The following is an 18,336-nucleotide window of genomic DNA, read 5'->3' on the forward strand; positions in this document are numbered from 1 at the left end:
CTGGTACTGCACCAATCGCCGGAAGCTGTCGGCAAGGCTTTTTGTGAGAGTGATATTGTTCGCAAGTTGTCGTTCACAGGCTCTACCCGTGTTGGACGGATTCTTATTGGCCAGTGCGCTGATACCGTTAAGAAAGTGTCCATGGAACTGGGTGGTAATGCGCCGTTTATTGTTTTTCAGGACGCTGATATTGACGCTGCTGTAGCGGGTGCCATTGCTTCGAAGTTCCGTAATGCGGGGCAAACCTGTGTCTGTGCCAACCGCTTCTATGTGCATGACAGCATCTATGACACCTTTATCGAGAAGTTTACGGCGGCCGTCGAACAGTTGAAGATCGGTAATGGACTGGACGACGGGGTAACCATAGGCCCGGTAATAGACGAACTGGCTAAAGAGAAAATTAATGGCCTGGTGTCCCGTGCGGTGGAGCAGGGTGCAAAGATGGTTACCGGTGGTCAGCCGCAAGAGGGTTTGTTTGTTGATCCGGTTATTCTGGTGGATGTGGAGCAGTCCATGGATATCGTTCAGGAAGAAATTTTCGGCCCGGTGGCTCCGGTGATTCGTTTCAGCAGCGATGAAGAGCTGGTGCAGAAAGCCAACGACACCATCTATGGTCTTGCCGCTTATTTTTACAGCCGTGATATCAACCGTATCTGGGCAGTAGCTGAAGCCCTGGAGTACGGCATGGTGGGAATCAATGAAGGGATTATATCCACGGAAGTGGCGCCCTTTGGAGGCGTCAAGCAGTCCGGCTTTGGTCGTGAAGGGGCCAAAGAAGGCATTGATGAATACCTGGAGGTGAAGTACCTCTGTTTTGGTGGGATTCAGTAACGGGAAAATAACATCATGACAACCAATCAGGATCTTCAAGATCGTAAAGATGCTGTTATTGCCAGGGGGATGGGTAATGCCAGCGCCGTTTATGTTGAACGGGCGGAGAATGCCTGCCTTTGGGATGTGGAAGGCAACCGGTATATCGATTTCGGTTCTGGCATCGCGGTTAACAACACCGGCCATTCACACCCCCGTATTGTGGCAGCGGTCAAAGCCCAGCTGGACAAGTTCTCCCACACCTGCGCCATGGTCACACCCTATGCTTCTTTTGTGGAACTGGCGGAAGAGCTGACCCGGCGTGCGCCCGGCAATAGTCCAAAAAAAGCGATATTTGTGACTACGGGGGCGGAAGCGATAGAGAATGCCATCAAGGTCGCCCGGGTGAAAACAGGGCGCAGCGGTGTGATTGCCTTCAAGGGGGGCTTCCACGGTCGTACTAATCTGACCATGGGGCTGACGGGTAAGGTCGCACCCTATAAAGCGGGCTTTGGTCCCTTCCCCAATGAAATCTATCATGCACCTTTCCCGAATGCTTTTCACGGAATCAGTGTGGACGACAGCGTGCAGGCACTTAAGGATCTGTTCGCCTGTGATATCGAGCCTTCCCGGGTAGCGGCTATTATTTTTGAACCGGTTCAGGGTGAGGGTGGTTTCTATCAAGTGCCGCCGGAGTTTGCCCGGGTGCTGAGAAAAGTATGTGATGACCATGGCATTATGCTGATTGCCGATGAAATTCAGACCGGCTTTGCCCGTACCGGTAAACTGTTCGCTACCGAATACCTGGGCATTGAACCGGACCTGATGACCATGGCCAAGGGCATTGCCGGAGGCTTCCCCATTGCCGCATTGGTAGGTAAAGCGGACGTTATGGATGCTGCGAACCCGGGAGGCCTGGGCGGAACTTATGCCGGTTCGCCATTAGGCTGTGTGGCGGCTCTGGAAGTGCTGAAACTGATTGATGAAGAGCAGCTCTGCCAGAAGGCGCTGGCTATTGGTGAAATCATGAAGTCCCGCCTGCAGGCGTTGCAGCAGCAGTTCCCGGTAATTGCAGATATACGGGTACTGGGTGCGATGATTGCCATGGAGCTGGTGGACGACGCTGGTCAACCCATGGTGGAACTCACCAAAGCGCTGGTCGGACAAGCAAAGGAAAATGGACTGATACTTCTTTCTTGTGGTGTACGTGGGAACGTGATTCGTTTCCTGCCGGCTCTCACTATTGAAGAAAGTATTCTGGAAGAGGGGATGTTGATTCTGGAAAACTGTTTGAAAGAACTACAGGGCGACTAAACAGTTTTTGTTTGGATTCTTTGGTGCATGGTGACCAAATGATCACTTTTCCGGATTACAAATAACTTGGGACAAGGGTAATTATTCTGGTCGGAGCGAGAGGAATTGAACCTCCGACCCCCACAACCCCATTGTGGTGCGCTACCAGGCTGCGCTACGCTCCGACGCTTTCGGGAAGTGCTACTGAAGCGTTGCCGCAATGCCTTTCCCGAATGTTTTGTATGTTACCTGAAAGCCGCTTTTTTGCAACTTCTTGATGTTGCTCACTTCTAATGGAACTTTATCGTTTTTTAAAGGACGAAAGATAAGGCTATTGAAATTTAGCTGGAAAAGCCCCATCTTAGAAAATATGGCCAGTCTTACAGGTGATTTTGGACTGTAAATCAGGTTGTTTCCTGTTGTGGGCTGTCTATGTAATAGTGTGTAAAAGAGAGTGTCCTTAATGCCTGTCAGGCTTTCATTTTTATATTTTTTGTCCGGTCAGCAGACCGATAAATGGCAGGCTTTACTGGTAATGAACATAAAGGGGCTGAACTATGGATAATAAAGATACCCTGCAACCAACAGAGCACTACGAGCTGCCGCTGTTGCCCCTCCGTGATGTTGTGGTCTACCCCCACATGGTGATCCCGCTTTTTGTTGGACGGGAAAAATCCATTCAGGCACTGGATCTCGCCATGTCAGGGGATAAGAGAATTCTACTGGTCGCCCAGAAAAGCGCGCAAACCGATGACCCTCTGGTGGAAGATCTGTTTTCTGTGGGAACTGTGGCAAGCATTCTTCAGTTGCTGAAGCTGCCTGATGGTACCGTAAAAGTGTTGGTGGAAGGTGAAAGCAGGGTAACGATCGACGCCATCTATGAAGACGATGAGTTGGTTAAGGCAAAAGTACATGAACAAATATCAGAGCAGATCAGTGACCGTGAAGGTGAGCTGCTGGTACGTTCTGTTATGTCACAGTTTGAGCAGTATGTTCAATTGAGTAAGAAAGTACCTAATGAGGTACTCAGTTCACTGTCCGGGATTAAAGACCCGGGCAAGCTGGTGGATACCATCAGCGCCCATATGCCGATGAAGATCGAAGACAAGCAGAAAATGCTTGAGATCGCAGATCTGGGTGACCGTCTGGAATACCTGATTGGGATTATGCAGGGAGAGATGGACTTCCTTCAGGTAGAGAAAAAAATCCGTGGCCGCGTTAAGAAACAGATGGAACGCAGCCAGCGGGAGTACTATCTGAATGAGCAGATGAAAGCCATCCAGAAAGAACTGGGGGATATGGATGATGCTCCCAATGAACTGGAAGATCTGAAGACAAAAATCGATCAGGCAGGGATGACCCAGGAGGCCAGAGAGAAGTCACTGGCAGAGCTGGCAAAGCTGAAAATGATGTCGCCGATGTCTGCCGAGGCAACGGTGGTTCGGGGATATATTGACTGGATGCTCAGTGTACCCTGGAAAAAGCGCAGTAAAGTTCGCCACGACTTGAAGCGTGCCCAGGATATCCTTGAAACGGATCACTACGGTCTGGAAGAGGTTAAGGAACGTATTCTGGAATATCTGGCGGTACAGAAGCGCGTTCGTAAGCTGAAGGGGCCTGTGCTTTGTCTGGTGGGGCCTCCCGGTGTTGGTAAAACCTCGCTGGGTGAATCCCTGGCCAGGGCAACCAATCGAAAGTTTGTGCGGATGGCACTGGGTGGTGTTCGTGATGAGGCAGAGATCCGCGGCCATCGTCGAACCTATATTGGTTCCATGCCGGGCAAGTTGATTCAGAAGATGGCGAAGGTTGAAGTTAAAAATCCGCTTATTCTTCTGGATGAGATTGATAAGATGGGCTCTGACCTGCGCGGTGACCCGGCTTCAGCATTGCTGGAGGTTCTGGATCCTGAACAGAACAACTCATTTAATGACCATTACCTGGAAGTGGATTACGACCTTTCAGACGTCATGTTTGTCTGCACATCCAACTCTATGGATATTCCCGGGCCATTGTTAGACCGTATGGAAGTCATCCGGATTCCCGGTTATACCGAAGACGAGAAACTCAATATCGCCAAGCGTTATTTGCTTCCCAAGCAGATCAAGCGCAGTGGTCTCAGAAAGGGTGAGCTTTCCTTCGATGATGATGCCGTTCTCGATATCATTCGCTATTTCACCAGGGAAGCGGGTGTTCGTGGGCTGGAGCGAGAGATCGCCAAAGTCTGTCGTCGTGCTGTGAAGCAGGAGGCGCTGTCTGAGAAGGATCGCAAGAGTGTGGTCACTACCGAGGGTCTTGAAGATTTCCTGGGCGTGCGCAAGTTTAACTATGGGCGTGCCGAAGAGAAGGATCAGATCGGTCAGGTGACCGGTCTGGCCTGGACTTCAGTGGGTGGTGAATTGTTGACCATTGAGTCCGTTGCGGTTCCGGGTAAAGGGCAGATCATCAAGACCGGCTCTCTGGGTGATGTCATGCAGGAATCAATTCAGGCCGCCTTAACGGTTGTTCGTTCCCGTTCAGCAGCACTGGGGATTGACCCTGACTTTCATCAGAAAAACGATCTGCATATTCACGTTCCTGAAGGTGCTACGCCTAAAGACGGTCCAAGTGCAGGCGTTGGTATGTGTACTGCCCTGGTATCCGTTCTGACGGGTATTCCAGTCAGGGCCGATGTGGCCATGACCGGTGAAATCACCCTGAGAGGGGAGGTGCTGGCTATCGGTGGCTTGAAAGAGAAACTGCTGGCGGCTCATCGGGGTGGTATTAAGAAGGTGTTGATTCCTGAAGAAAATCGTCGTGACCTCAAGGAAATTCCAGATAACATCATGGCCGATCTGGAGATTATTCCGGTTCAATGGATCGATGAGGTTCTGGAAGTTGCTCTGTCGTATATGCCTGAAGCTTTGCCGGAAAAAACACTGGAAGCATCCGAATCTGAGCAAAAATCTGCGCAGAAAAATGATGAGCGCGTCAATACTCACTGATCATTAATAATGAACGATCGCCGTTAATTGGGCGATTGTTCAGTAATGACGGGGGTTTCCGGTTGATTCTTCAGTTGACAGAACAGTCGGGCGATTGGTATAAATTGCTGCAGCTTCAGGTCAGGAGGCAAGTCGGAACCATAGATTCAGGGCTGTACAGTTGTTAAGCAGCTTTGGACTCTTGCGGATAAAAGTATTTTTCTTTTACCGGAATAACCGAACAGATAAACTGACGAGGTAAGTCACCAGGTAGGTAAACCAGGTAGGTGAACCAGGTAGGCAAAGGCTGTAACCGATGATTTTCTTTCTGATGACCCTTCAGACATGAAATGCAGGAAATTACATTGTTTTTCCAGCTTTAATGGTCTTTCTGCGGATTACAAATATCATTTATTGGTAATCCTTGAGGCTGCGGATATTCCGCCAAAGACTCCATGAATATAGTTTTACAATTTGCTTGACGGCAGATTATCAGACCTCATACTGCCCCGTAATATCGCTTACTTTGGGTGAGCGATACGGGTTGGTTTCCATCGGAAAAGATGAGTTCTGGCGATTATTTTCAGTAGTCAGAGATTAAATTGGCTGGTTGGCAGGCTATTAAGCGCGAGGGTGCCCGTGTGGTGCTTGTTTTTCACTTGAAAATGCAGCAGCATACGATCCCATCCGATTGGGTAGATAATAGAAGACCGGCAAATTACTCAGTTGCCAGCATGCTTTTTGTGTCTATCCTCTGTTAATGATTGAAACGCATCCTACTTAGAAGGGGAATAGAGTGAACAAGTCCGAGCTTATTGATGCTATCGCTGAATCAGCAGACATTTCCAAGGCTGCCGCTGGTCGTGCCCTGGACGCCGTGATTGGCTCTGTCACTGGTGCACTGAAAGATGGCGAGCAGGTTGTTCTGGTAGGTTTTGGCACCTTTTCTGTTAAGGAACGTGCTGCTCGTACTGGCCGCAACCCACAGACTGGCGAGCCTATTCAAATCGCTGCTGCAAAAATTCCAAGCTTCAAGGCTGGTAAGGCTCTTAAGGATGCCGTGAACTGATCAGGCACTCTCTGCAGGGCTTTATATCGGTTTTATTTCATCAGGTGGGCAAAGCAGGGTTCCTCACGAATTATTTCAGGGGAGTTGTCTGCCGGTTCACGAGAAAGCGCATCCGATGATGCGCTTTTTTTTTAAGTCCTGTCTTCCCCTCCATGTGAAGACGCGGGCTGAAGAATAAGGGGTTTACTTTGCTGTCTCAGCGACCCTGGTACCTGAGGTTTTTATGCTGCAATCCATGAGGGACAAAGCGAAGAGCTGGGTGACATTTCTTGTCGTCGGCATCATCGCTTTTATGATGGCCATTACTGGCCTGGAAACACTTGCGCCCAACCCAAACAACCCAAAAGTGGCGTCAGTGAATGGTAAGGATATAACACGGGCGGAGCTGGCTCAGGCTGTCGATCAGCAGAGAAGAGTGCTGATTCAGCAGATGGGCGAGCAGTTTGATCCATCCATGCTGGATGACCAGTTGCTGCAAAGCTCTGTTCTGGAGTCCCTGATTGATCGTCAACTGATGCTTCAGAGTGCTGAAGACCAGGACATGGATATTGGTCAGACTCAGGTCGACAAACTGATACTTTCCATGCCGCAGTTCCAGCAAAACGGTCGTTTTGATAAAGATCGTTTTCAGATGGTAGTTCGCAGTTATGGGATGAGCCCGCTGCAGTTCAGAGATGCACTGCGTGAAGAAACCCTGCTGCTTCAGCTGCGTTCAGGTATTGCCAATACTGAGTTTGTTACTGAACAGGAATTGAAGCGTCTGCAGAGTCTTGAAGGGCAGACACGGGATTTGGCCTGGGTTGTATTGCCGGCTGACGCGGTTCGTAATGCGATTATTCCATCTGAAGATGAGATCAAGTCCTACTACGAAGCCAACTCAAATCAGTTTATGACACCAGAACAGGTGGTTGTGGACTATGTCATCTTGAATAAGGGTGATATTGCCAAGAGTATCAGTGTAACCGCTGAAGATATTGAAGCAGAGTACCAGTATCGTGTTGAACAGTTGCAACAGCAGGCTGGCAATAACACTCAGGTTTCTGTCATTTTAATTCAGACCGGTGAAGAGCGTACACTGGAAGCGGCAAAATCCAGGGCCGGTGAGGTGATTGCCAAGCTTAAGTCTGGCACTGTCTTCTCTGACCTTGCCAAGTCTTATTCTGATGATCCGATGACTGCAGAAAAAGGGGGAGACCTGGGTACTGTTGAGCCTGGTTTCTTTGGTGATGAGTTTGATAACACGGTTGCTGAGCTGAAGGCTGGAGAAGTTTCTTCTCCCATTGAGACGAACTTCGGCATCCAGATTCTCAAAGTAACTTCACGGGATCAACCTGAAGTTCCATCACTGAATGAAATGCGCTCCGGGATTGAAACGGCACTCAAGCAGAATGAAGTGGATTCCCTGTTTCTTGAGCAGTCAAGAGAGCTGGCTGATATCAGCTTTGAAGCCTCTGACCTGGTTCAGCCTGCAGAGCAGTTAGGTTTGACTATTACCACCAGTGAGTCCTTTGGTCGTAATGGTGCCGATTCGGGTATTTCCTCAGACCGCCGTATACCTGCTGCAGCCTTCAGTGATGATGTGTTGAATCTTGGTACCAACAGTGAGCTGATTGAGATCACTCCTGAACAGGCCCTGGTGCTTAGAGTCAAAGAGCACAAGAAGCCTGAGCTGATGCCATTGGCTGACGTTAAAGATGGCATAGTTGCAACATTGAAAGATAACCGTGCCGCTGAACAGCTGGCAGCAAGCTCTGAAGAGTTGATTGCCAGACTCCAGTCTGGTTCTTCATTGAAAGTGCTGGCAGGTGAGCAAAAACTAGAGGTTATAGAAAGCCTGAAAACCAGCAGAAATAAGGCTGGTGTGCCTGCTCAACTGGTTCAGAAAGCCTTTAAAATGCCTCATCCAGGCCAGAGTGTGGCTTATGATACAGCCATTCTTCCCAATGGAGATTATGCCGTGATTGCACTTTCTGGCATCTATCCTGGTGAGATGACTGCAAATTCTGAGCAGTTAAGAGGCTTGGGACAGTTCATTGCTTCCAGCAATGGTCGGGTTATGTTTGATGAATATCTGGCGAGCCTGAAAGAACGTGGCAAAGTAAAGATCAAACTCAATGGTGAATAGAAGACACTATTTGTTTGATTTCTGAATCAGCAAGGCCACCTTTCGGTGGCCTTTTTGTGTGAAATTTATAACGACCTTTTTGATAAAGATTCTGCAAGCCAGTCAACCAATAGACGGATTTTAGGTGACAGCTGTCGATTATGGGGATACATAGCCCATATGCCTTCTTTGGGTTCCCGAAAAGATTGAAGCAGCACTGTCAGCTTGCCAGACTGGATGGCTTCATCCACATAATATCCGGGTAGCTGAGTCAGCCCCATTCCCCGTATTGCGGCATCCATTAAGGTGTAGCCGCTGCCGCATACCAGGTTGCCACTGACCTTGATGGTTCTTTGTTTGCGATCCTCCATAAATCGCCAGTAGGGGCTGTTACCAACAAGACAGTTATGTTGAGCGAGTTCCGAGAGGCTATGGGGAGCACCATTGCGCCGGATATAGTCTCCGGAAGCACAGACATACTGGGTTCTTATTGATAGTTGTCTGGCCATCATGGATGAGCTTGGCAGGTGCCCCAGGCGAATCGCCAGATCATAGCCTTCCTGAACCAGATCCAGCGTTTGATTGCTCAGATTGCAGATGACCTCTATTTCCGGGTACTTCTCCATGTAATCGAGAACCGCAGGCATTACATGCTGTTCACCATAAGAGACAGGTGCCGTCATCCTGATGGTACCCTGTGGGTTTTCCTGACGGTTAGAGATAGCTCTTTCAGCATCTTCAAGATTATTTAAAACCTGACGGCAGTGGCTATAAAAAATGCTGCCTTCTTCCGTCAGTGAGACTTTGCGCGTGGTTCGATAAAGCAGCCGGGTATTCAGCCGGGTTTCCAGCTGATTGATTTGTCGGCTAACCTGTGCGGTGGAAATTCCCAGCCGTTTACCTGCCGCCGTAAAACTGCTGGTTTCAGCAACGGTGACGAATTCAGTAATACCTTCCCAGTGGTACATTGTTACACCTGAGTAAAAAACATTTGCAATTTGGGTGGATTATCAATGAATGAAAAACAAATACAATAGAGAAAAGCGCATACGCAAAACGATTTGTCCCTGCTGGGTTGTGGTGTGACTACTGGTATGGGTGCGGTTCTTAAAACAGCCAACGTTCAGAAAGGGGATACGGTGGCCATCTTTGGTCTGGGTGGCATTGGTCTGTCGGAGATTATTGGTGCCACCATGGCAGGAGCCTGCCGGATTATTGGTATCGATATCAATGAATCCAAATATGAGCTGGCGAAAAAACTGGGTGCCACAGACTGCATCAATCCAAAGAATTTTGATAGGCCGATTCAGGATGTGATCGTTGAGATGACCGATGGCGGCGTTGATTTCTCCTTCGAATGTATCGGTAATGTCAATGTTATGCGTTCGGCTCTGGAATGCTGCCATAAGGGCTGGGGTGAGTCAGTGGTTATTGGTGTTGCCGGTGCCGGTCAGGAAATCTCTACCCGTCCATTCCAGCTGGTGACTGGCAGGGTATGGCGTGGTTCTGCCTTTGGCGGTGTGAAAGGTCGTTCTGAGCTGCCAGGTATTGTTGATCGCTATATGGCCGGTGAGTTTAAACTTGATCACTTTATTACCCACACCATGGGGCTTGAAGACATCAACACCGCCTTTGACCTGATGCACAAGGGTGAAAGCATCCGCAGTGTTATTCACTACCCGCAGCCGCAGTAAATGACAGGAGCCCTGTAATAGCAGGGCTTTTTTTCAGGCCAGAGGTTTTACCGACCGGTTTTGAAAAGTATTTTGAAATAAATATCACTGGGAGTGAATGATGTCTCTGGAGAATATCAGCACCAATAAAACCTTTGGTGGCTGGCATAAACAATATACCCATACGTCAAAAAGCCTGAGTTGCGACATGCGCTTTGCGATCTTTTTGCCACCGCAGAGTGTCGAACAGCCGGTTCCCGTGGTGTACTGGTTGTCCGGACTCACCTGCACAGATGAAAATTTTATGCAGAAAGCCGGTGCATTTCGAATAGCTGCCGAGCTGGGTGTTGCCATTGTTGCGCCAGATACCAGCCCCCGTGGAGAGCATGTACCGGATGATCCTGAAGGCGCTTATGATTTTGGCCTGGGTGCCGGGTTTTATCTGAACGCAACGCAGGCTCCCTGGAATGTCAATTATCGTATGTACGATTATGTGGTCAGTGAGTTACCGGAACTGATTGAAGCTCATTTTCCAGTGTCGAACAAGCGGAGTATTGCCGGACACTCCATGGGTGGACATGGCGCATTGACCATTGCCATGAAAAATCCTGACAGCTATTCCTCTGTATCTGCATTTAGTCCAATCTGCAATCCAGTTAACTGTCCATGGGGACAGAAAGCGTTTCAAGGGTATTTGGGAAATGATCGTGAACTCTGGAAGGATTATGATGCCACTGAGTTGATGAAAAAAAGCCCAGTACACATACCAGCCCTGGTTGATCAGGGAGGTGATGATAACTTTCTGGCGGGTCAACTTCATCCGGAAGCGTTGGAAGCGGCTGCTAATAAAGCAGGTTACCCATTAACGTTACGAATGCAGGATGGTTATGACCATTCCTACTACTTCATTGCTACATTTATTGAGGAACACTTGAAGTTCCACGCCAGCTATCTTCTTTGAATGTCTGCTTTTTAATGGCGAAAGAGCGATAATTACCGCACGAATAGCTTTTCTTTGGCTATGGATATTGGTGGTAAATATCGCCGTTCAGTATGTTGGACTCACTTACTCTTGAAGCTCTTCTTCCCAGTCATCAAGCAACCAGTCTCCTGTCATCCAGTATTCGTCAATATCCATGCTCCTGACGGGGTCTTCACCCCGGTCAAACATCGCCTTGCCTTCTTCAAATGCTTCATAGCATTCATCTGCCAGTACCAGCCCATGAACTGTGAGACTTTTCCTGAAATCATCAGGGTAGCGCATCAGGTTTTCATCCAGACCCTGGCTGGGGTCTTCAGGCCATATTTTCTTCAGGCTGCTCCGGGAAACTCCGAAAATAATTTCATTAATATGAATTCCCTGACAACGAGCCCAATAGATTGCCATCAGGCTGAGATCATCGGGTTCAGACGTTGTGAGCAGGGTGAGTGACTGCCTGTGATTGCAGTCGAACTCACTGGCAATGCAATGCAGGGCAAGGCCTTCGGCTGTGTAGAGTGGACTGATATGACAAGCATTGCAGGCAGTGATCAGTATCTGTCCGGAAGCATCAAGAATACAGGCAGTAAATGGCAACGCGGGGTTGGCATTGATACCCAGTTCCAGCAGTTCCCCCATCAACTCGGTGTAATCAGACATTGTCAGCTCTCCATGGAAAGGTTGTTGATAAATAGCGGATGGGATATTTGTTCCCGGATAGCTTCGAAATTTTACGAGTATGCAAACCTGTCACCAGGCTGCCAGTAATATGGGACAGTATAAATTCTGATAAGCGATCAGTTGCAAAGAATATAAGCCAGTTTCAGCGGACCAGCGGGGCCCAGAAGATGCCTGTGGCCACAATTGCTCTGCCTGGTTTCTTCGCGCATAAAGACGGCTTTACAGCCACGGTTAAACTGAATGGATTTGTTTTCCAGATCAATGGACTCCAGCGTCGAAGCAATGGTCTGGTTTTCTTCCAGCATAAGAAATTCCATCAGGGTTTGAAGATCAACAAGGTTTTGTTGGGCAGGGGGGATCAGGGTAAGGGGAGCGCGCTCGCTGCTGTTTTCTTCGAATGCTGTAGTTTGTACTTTATCGTGAGTTTCTGCTTTTGCAGCAATAGAATGTTCATTCATGACTGAACGTGCACTCACCTGAAACGATATCAGGAGAATGCCGAATGCCAGTAAAGTGTTTTTCATCACTCTGACCTCTGGAAAGATACAAGGTACTGAGTGTAGTTCACAAAAAATTGTGTGGAAGCGTTATGCTCAGTCGCTAAGGAATTAATTATTCTAAGATATATGGCTTATATAACTACAGTTAAAAGGTTCAGCGTTATGTAGAGGTAGAATCATGACTCTTCTAGTGCAGGGAAGCGTTAGATAGTGCAGGGAAGCGTTAGAACCGATACCGACACATTGTCGTCTTTCCCGCGAAGGCGGTTGTCGCAAAAGGTAGATTAAGCCTTGAACCACAAAGACACAAAGGCACAAAGGTTTTTTGGAGTTGCCAGTGCTACGCGCTGCAAACAAAAGAAAAAGTCTTCCTTTGTGCCTTTGTGCCTTTGTGGTTCCTTCTTTTAAGGCCTTTTGCAACACTCTCGCAGGCGGGAATCCATCTCAAGAGTGGGAGTCTATCTCGAACAGTGGATCCCCACCTGCGAGGGTGTCGCAAAAGGGCAAAACACCCCCCGACCGTTATCGTCGCGAAGGCGGTTGTCGCAAAACCCTCCTCGCTCCCACGCTTTTAGGCCCTGTGGGTCCTGCGTGGTAGCGCCAGGACCCAACCACAGACACGATTCCTGTGGTTGGCTATGCATTCCCACGCAGAGCGTGGGAACGAGGTTTCTGGTGGGTTTTGCGACAGCCTCTAAGGCGGGAATCCATCTCGAGATTGGAAGTCTATCTCGAACAGTGGATCCCCGCCTATGTGTAGCAGGGATGACGGTGTGTAGCGGGAAAGACGGTTACGTGTTAATTGACCCTTTTGCGACAGCCTCGAAGCATGGGAACGAGGACAAAAAAAAGCTTGTCTTTTGTCTTTCCCTTTGTGCCTTTGTGTCTTTGTGGTTCAAAAATCACTTCGCCCCCAGAAACCTTAACAGAGTTCGTGTAACCAGCTCCGGCTTCTGGGCATGAACCCAATGCCCCGCTCCGGAAATCACTCTCATGGACGCAGAAGGAAACAAAGCAAGCACCTGCTCCCGATGCTCCGGTAAAATATAATCAGACTCGCCCCCTTTAATGAACAGGGTTTCACCTGTAAATCCATGATCAGAGTGCTGGCCTTCCATTATTTCTGAATAATGATCGGTGATAGCAGCAAGGTTAACCCGCCAGCGATACTCACCCGGTTCATCACGATAGAGATTTTTCAAAAGAAACTGCCGAATATCTTTTTCCGGCTCCCAGGCTGCCAGCAAACGATCTGCCTCTGACCGACTTCTCAGACTTTCCAATGGCATAGACGACAACCCTTCCAGAATACTGTCATGCCGCCGCTCCTGATAGGTAACCGGAGCAATATCAATCACAGCCAGTTTATTAACTCGCTCTGGTGCCATCAAGGCAACAGTCATGGCTATCTTGCCGCCCATGGAATGACCAACCAGGTGGGCTGTTTCAAGCTGCTGGTCATCCATATACTCAAGAATATCTTCCGCCATCACCTGATAATTCATGGCGTCATCATGGGGAGAACGTCCATGGTTTCGAACATCCAGACCATGAACACGGAAGCTTTCCACAAGACCACGGTTAATCATTCCCAGGTTTTCCTGAGAGCCAAACAGGCCGTGCAGACTAATGACGTCAGCCCCTTGCCCCTGCTGCCTTACGTACAGTTTCATGTATTAATTGCTTCTCTAAACCGGTTCAACCAACGGTAATTACGAATCAGGAATTCTACCTAACCACCCACACAACCACCTCTGTATTTGGTACAACAGTTTGTTAATTGTACTTTGTCCTGAAAGACCGCTGCCCACTCAATGTTATGACGGTCACAGCGGCGCTTTCAACGATTAATAATTCATTACTAAAACAGGAATGTTAAACCATCATGAGTGATCATAACTTCACTATTGAGCAGTATCTGGAAGAGCTGAAGCCCCTGATTAACGTGGATTGCGGAACCTGGACACCGGCCGGTGTCAGCCAGATCGCCGATATCATGACCGAAAAGTACCAGAGCATCGGCTGGCAGGTTTCCCGCCAGAGCTTCGATGAGAAAGTGGGTCCGGGCCTGCTGGCTACTAATAAACCAGAAGCCGAAGAATACGACATTATGTTGATCGGTCATATGGATACCGTTTTCCCGGAAGGCACCATTGCCGAGTGGTCCATGACCACCGATGGCGAACAGGCCTATGGTCCTGGCGTTGCCGATATGAAATCCGGCCTGCTCAATATGTTCAAAGCCGTCAGCCAACTGCCAGAAGACGTTGCCGACCGTCTGAGCATCTGTGTCTGCATGAACCCGGACGAAGAGATTGGCTCTACCTACTCCGGTGACTGGCTGAAAAGCATCGCCATGAAAAGCCGTTATGTTCTGGTGGCTGAAGCCGCTCGTGCCGATGGCTCACTGGTTAAAGCCCGTAAAGGACTGGCGGCGTACAAAATCGAATTCAAAGGCAAGGCGGCTCACGCCGGTAATGAGCCTGAAAAAGGTATTTCTTCGATTACCGAACTGGCACACTGGATCACCACCCTGAACCGGGAAACCAACTTTGAAACAGGCACCACTCTTAACTTTGGTGTGGTTGAAGGTGGTACTGTCGGTAACGTCGTACCTGACTACGCTTCAGCAGTTCTGGATATTCGTTTCTGGGATAACGATGACTACACCCGTGTTGAACAGAAAATTCACCAGATGCAGGAAAACCCATCCCTGCAGGGCATTGAAATCACCCTGACCCGTGAAGCCCACAAGCCCGCCTTCACTCCCAACGAAGGCAGTGAAAAGCTGATGGCGGTTATTGAAAAGAGTGGTCAGGATATGGGACTGAACATCACCTGGCAGGCAGTGGGCGGCGGTTCTGACGCAAACCTGACTGGCTCCCTGGGCATTCCAACCGTTGATGGCCTGGGGCCAATTGGTGGTGCCATGCACAGTCGCAATGAGTTTCTGGTACTGAACTCCATTGGGCCTCGTCTGACACTGCTTAAAAATGTTCTGATCAATCTTTCTGAAACAATCACCCGATAAATCAGAAGAGTATGAAAAAAGGGTTCACCTGCCAGCAGGTGAACCCACAAAAAAAGGCTCTTTGCCCGTATGATGGATAGTGATTGATCTATATCCACTTAATGGCACTGAGACCGTACTTTCAGTGCCATATATTTCTTCTCAGCAAACCGCCTTCCTAAATCTACTCTTATTACAAAACAGAGAACTATTTTCCCTGCCTGTTGTCTTAATATTCACTCGTTGTTTATCTGTTGGAGAGTGAAATGTTATCGAATTCATCAGCTAGCAAGCATCCTGGTCCTAACGATTTCAGCTTTGTTTGTGAGGTACCATCTCAGAATCGTACGCAACATTATCCACCAACCCATACACCAATAAGCTATCATCAATGGCAAGTTTCAAATGTAGGTTCCGGGGCCTGTCAAAAGAACTTTACAGAACCGTTTAATCAAGCTCAAGCCAACGATTCTCCAGAAACGGTTACTCAAGAATACTTAGATCCAATTGACCAAACCTGGCACAGAGTAGTAACGATATATCACTGCCCCAAAAATCAGTTAGAAAAATCTATAGATGAACACTTCAAGAAATCTATAGATGAACACTTCAACAAATCTTTAGCCTTGCGCGAACTCAACCAATTCCTCGATGATAACAAGATTCTTTTGAGCGAAGGCCTAATTGACTTGATATAGCCAGAGCCAACAAGTGCAACTCCGGCAGTATCTTGAGCATCAACTGAAACTGCTGAAGCAATAACCTCACTTCTGGACGATCCTCTTCAAGCCAACCATCAGTGACATCTGACTGTGTGAAATCTGCCTGAACATTTTGCTTTTGTTCTGCATGGCCTGATAGCTGCTTTTCCAGCTGGTGCAAATGCTCATCAATAAGCTGGTAAGTTTCCTGAAGCGCTTTCTGAACATTATTATCAGCCAACGGCGTACGATGAGCACCCAGCGTTGAGATATAGCTCAACAGTGCATGAGAGAGCGTCAGAAAACGAAAGCTTTCATCTTTTGCCAGCTGATAGCGTTCTGGCTCCACCAGCATATTCATAATAGCTGTATTTAATTGGGCATCAATATTGTGGGCATGGCGACGGGCCAGACGATAATCGAGGGTATCTTTTTTACCACTTTCGTACTGCTTCATTACCTCAGAGAGATACTCCCTGTGTCTGGATATGGTTAATGCCATAACCCGATTCAACCGTTTTGACGCCCAGTTCGGCAGAATAAACATCACGGCAATAACCGCCAGCAAACAGCCCAGTAACGTATCGCCCAGACGAGGCATGATCACGGCAAAACCCATCCCCTGTTGATTAAAACAGAACAGCACTAACAGAGTAATAAAGGCGGTGGCCAGATCATAACGTATCGTTCTGAAGGCAAAAAACAGGACACCACAAATGACCATCAAGACCAGCTGCCCCTCCTGCCCGGGGAATAAGTACAGCAACGGAGTCCCGGCCAGAAGGCCTGCCAGCGTACCGATTACCCGCTGAGTCAGCTTTTGTCGTGTCGCACTGTAACTCGGCTGACAAACAAAGAGTGTCGTCAGTAACACCCAGTAGCCGGGTTGCAGATTCAGTAGCTGAATGAGTCCATAGCCTGCAGTTAATGCTGTAGCCAGACGCAGTCCGTGACGGAACAGCGGACTGTCCCAGCGACATTCATTCCAAATACACCGCAAGTGAGCCTTAATGCCTTTTGGCTCAGAGTCTCCCAGTGTACTGTCATCATCAATAGTCGCTGAGTCCGGATGCCCCACCGATGACATTTGTAATTCCACTGTCGTCAGGTTTTTCAACAGATAATCCAGCTGAACCAACAAGGGACGCCACCGGGTATTGCCCTGCTCTTTCAGGTGTTCCAGTGACTGCTGCAGCTCATCCAGAATTAAAATACTTTCACCCTCATGGCTATAAGTCCTTCCCATTGCCAGTGACCGGGCAATAGCCCGGCACTCTTTTGCCTGAACCAGCAGCATTTTCTGGAAGCGAAAAAGGACATCACTCCGGGCAAAGGTCTCCGCCAGGTCTTGATAACGATAGTGTGAGGAACTCACCCGCTCGTGGATGTCCTGAGCAAGAAAATAAATATGCAGGAAAGGTTGTTCTCTGGCATTTACCTGATGTCGAACTCTCTGGAGCAGAGAGGACCTAACCTGATTCAAGGCACCGGTGACCCGGGCATTTTTTCTGGCAACTTCAAGCCGTAGAGGTTGTGGTTTCATGTCAGTTACCGGTTCAAACAACTGACTTTTACTCTCAAGATAGCCCGCCAGCTCTCTGAATACATTGGCCAGTGACTGCTGCACCGGACGATTGGGCCAGAGTATCTGCCATGCCAGTGACAAAACTGCATACCAGAGAGCCCCTCCCAGCAATAAAACGGGTTGTTCCCAGAGGCTGGTACTTTCACTGGCCCCGAGCATGGTGTAAACCGCCAGTAACAGTGAGGCAAACGCCATACTGCTATACCTTGGCCCCATAGCACCCAGCATGGTAAAACCAAAGGTTGAGCAGAAGAGTCCGGCAGCGAACAGCAATGGATAATTGAACAGTAACTCTATGGAAAATGAGGCCAGCAGAAAGCAGGCCAGCATCATTAACAAAGCCTTGATCCGCCCCAAGAGGCTATCATCCACTTCAGCAAGCGCAGCGGCAATAATCCCCAGGATCATAGGGGTAATCTCATCCGGCGTCCCGCGATACCAGGCTGGCAGGGTCACACCCGCCAGGGCAAAGAACACCTTAACGCTGTAGTTTATCCGGTCATTTGCCCAGTAACTTCGAAATTGTTGCAAGAGATCAGGGGGAAACATAGAGGAGAGTTTGATGCTGCGTTGGTTTTAAGATCAATAAAGCATACCTGAAAAAAATGGCCGGGCTAAGGAACTGTCCTGAAATAAGTTCCGTATTTGGCTGAAAGCTCTTAAATGCCGATTTTCACCCCCTCCGTCTTTCCCGCGAAGGAGGGTGTCGCAAAAGGGCAAAACACCCCCCCGACCGTCATCCTCGCGAAGGCGGTTGTCGCAAAACCCTCCTCGCTCCCACGCTTTTAGGCCCTGTGGGTCCTGCGTGGTAGCGCCAGGCCCCAACCACAGACACGATTCCTGTGGTTGGCTATGCATTCCCACGCAGAGCGTGGGAACGAGGTTCCTGGTGGGTTTTGCGACAGCCTCGAAGGCGGGAATCCATCTCGAGAGTGGGAGTCTATCTCGAGCAGTGGATCCCCGCCTGCGCG

General features: G+C 48.9%; 13 protein-coding genes, 1 tRNA gene and 1 pseudogene. 9 read left to right on the forward strand and 6 right to left on the reverse strand.

The window, feature by feature from the left end; genetic code table 11:
- A partial coding sequence (locus tag RM811_RS03820) for an aldehyde dehydrogenase family protein (RefSeq protein ID WP_402520926.1) occupies positions 1-831 on the forward strand: 831 nt, incomplete at its 5' end.
- 15 nt (positions 832-846) lie between these two features.
- Positions 847-2,124: a 4-aminobutyrate--2-oxoglutarate transaminase gene (gene gabT, locus RM811_RS03825; RefSeq protein ID WP_402520928.1), complete on the forward strand. Its 1,278-nt coding sequence runs from the start codon at positions 847-849 to the stop codon at positions 2,122-2,124.
- Positions 2,125-2,211: 87 nt separating this feature from the next.
- Here the strand turns inward: gabT and RM811_RS03830 are convergent.
- Positions 2,212-2,288, reverse strand: a tRNA-Pro gene (locus RM811_RS03830).
- 372 nt (positions 2,289-2,660) lie between these two features.
- Here RM811_RS03830 and lon point away from each other — a divergent pair.
- The 3 genes from lon (at position 2,661) to RM811_RS03845 (ending at position 8,257) form a co-directional block, all read left to right on the forward strand.
- Entirely contained in the window at positions 2,661-5,084 is a 2,424-nt protein-coding gene (lon, locus tag RM811_RS03835) for an endopeptidase La (protein ID WP_402520930.1), read from the forward strand.
- A gap of 775 nt (positions 5,085-5,859) precedes the next feature.
- A complete protein-coding gene (gene hupB, locus RM811_RS03840; RefSeq protein ID WP_402520932.1) occupies positions 5,860-6,132 on the forward strand; it encodes a nucleoid-associated protein HU-beta in 273 nt (90 codons plus the stop codon).
- Between the two features lie 223 nt (positions 6,133-6,355).
- The gene (locus RM811_RS03845) at positions 6,356-8,257 is read left to right on the forward strand and encodes a SurA N-terminal domain-containing protein (RefSeq protein WP_402520934.1); all 1,902 of its coding nucleotides are present in this window, start codon (positions 6,356-6,358) and stop codon (positions 8,255-8,257) included.
- A 65-nt stretch (positions 8,258-8,322) separates the two neighbouring features.
- Here the strand turns inward: RM811_RS03845 and RM811_RS03850 are convergent, their stop codons facing one another.
- Positions 8,323-9,204, reverse strand: coding sequence for a LysR family transcriptional regulator (locus tag RM811_RS03850; protein ID WP_402520936.1), 882 nt, complete (start codon positions 9,202-9,204; stop codon positions 8,323-8,325).
- A 99-nt stretch (positions 9,205-9,303) separates the two neighbouring features.
- Between RM811_RS03850 and RM811_RS03855 the strand changes: the two are divergent.
- Positions 9,304-9,930, forward strand: a pseudogene (locus RM811_RS03855) (zinc-binding dehydrogenase); the annotation flags it as partial.
- Positions 9,931-10,030: 100 nt separating this feature from the next.
- The gene (fghA, locus tag RM811_RS03860; RefSeq protein WP_402520949.1) at positions 10,031-10,870 is read left to right on the forward strand and encodes an S-formylglutathione hydrolase; all 840 of its coding nucleotides are present in this window, start codon (positions 10,031-10,033) and stop codon (positions 10,868-10,870) included.
- Positions 10,871-10,975: 105 nt separating this feature from the next.
- On the opposite strand, the gene RM811_RS03865 is transcribed toward fghA, so the two are convergent.
- From RM811_RS03865 to RM811_RS03875, 3 genes are all read right to left on the reverse strand, one after another.
- Entirely contained in the window at positions 10,976-11,548 is a 573-nt protein-coding gene (locus tag RM811_RS03865; RefSeq protein WP_402520938.1) for a hypothetical protein, read from the reverse strand.
- A gap of 137 nt (positions 11,549-11,685) precedes the next feature.
- Entirely contained in the window at positions 11,686-12,093 is a 408-nt protein-coding gene (locus RM811_RS03870) for a hypothetical protein (protein WP_402520940.1), read from the reverse strand.
- A gap of 878 nt (positions 12,094-12,971) precedes the next feature.
- A complete protein-coding gene (locus RM811_RS03875; protein ID WP_402520942.1) occupies positions 12,972-13,742 on the reverse strand; it encodes an alpha/beta fold hydrolase in 771 nt (256 codons plus the stop codon).
- Between the two features lie 212 nt (positions 13,743-13,954).
- Between RM811_RS03875 and RM811_RS03880 the strand changes: the two genes are divergently transcribed.
- Both RM811_RS03880 and RM811_RS03885 read left to right on the forward strand, forming a co-directional pair.
- Positions 13,955-15,100, forward strand: coding sequence for a M20 family metallopeptidase (locus RM811_RS03880; protein WP_402520944.1), 1,146 nt, complete (start codon positions 13,955-13,957; stop codon positions 15,098-15,100).
- Between the two features lie 245 nt (positions 15,101-15,345).
- Positions 15,346-15,777 carry a hypothetical protein gene (locus RM811_RS03885; RefSeq protein WP_402520946.1) on the forward strand — a complete coding sequence of 144 codons (432 nt, stop codon included), beginning with the start codon at positions 15,346-15,348 and terminating at the stop codon, positions 15,775-15,777.
- Here RM811_RS03885 and yccS read toward each other — a convergent pair.
- Entirely contained in the window at positions 15,716-17,914 is a 2,199-nt protein-coding gene (gene yccS, locus RM811_RS03890; RefSeq protein ID WP_402520948.1) for a YccS family putative transporter, read from the reverse strand. The two genes, RM811_RS03885 and yccS, sit on opposite strands and share 62 nt — an antisense overlap.
- Between the last annotated feature and the right edge of the window lie 422 nt (positions 17,915-18,336).

The sequence above is a fragment of the Endozoicomonas sp. genome, assembly GCF_031844845.1.
Taxonomy (GTDB): domain Bacteria; phylum Pseudomonadota; class Gammaproteobacteria; order Pseudomonadales; family Endozoicomonadaceae; genus Endozoicomonas.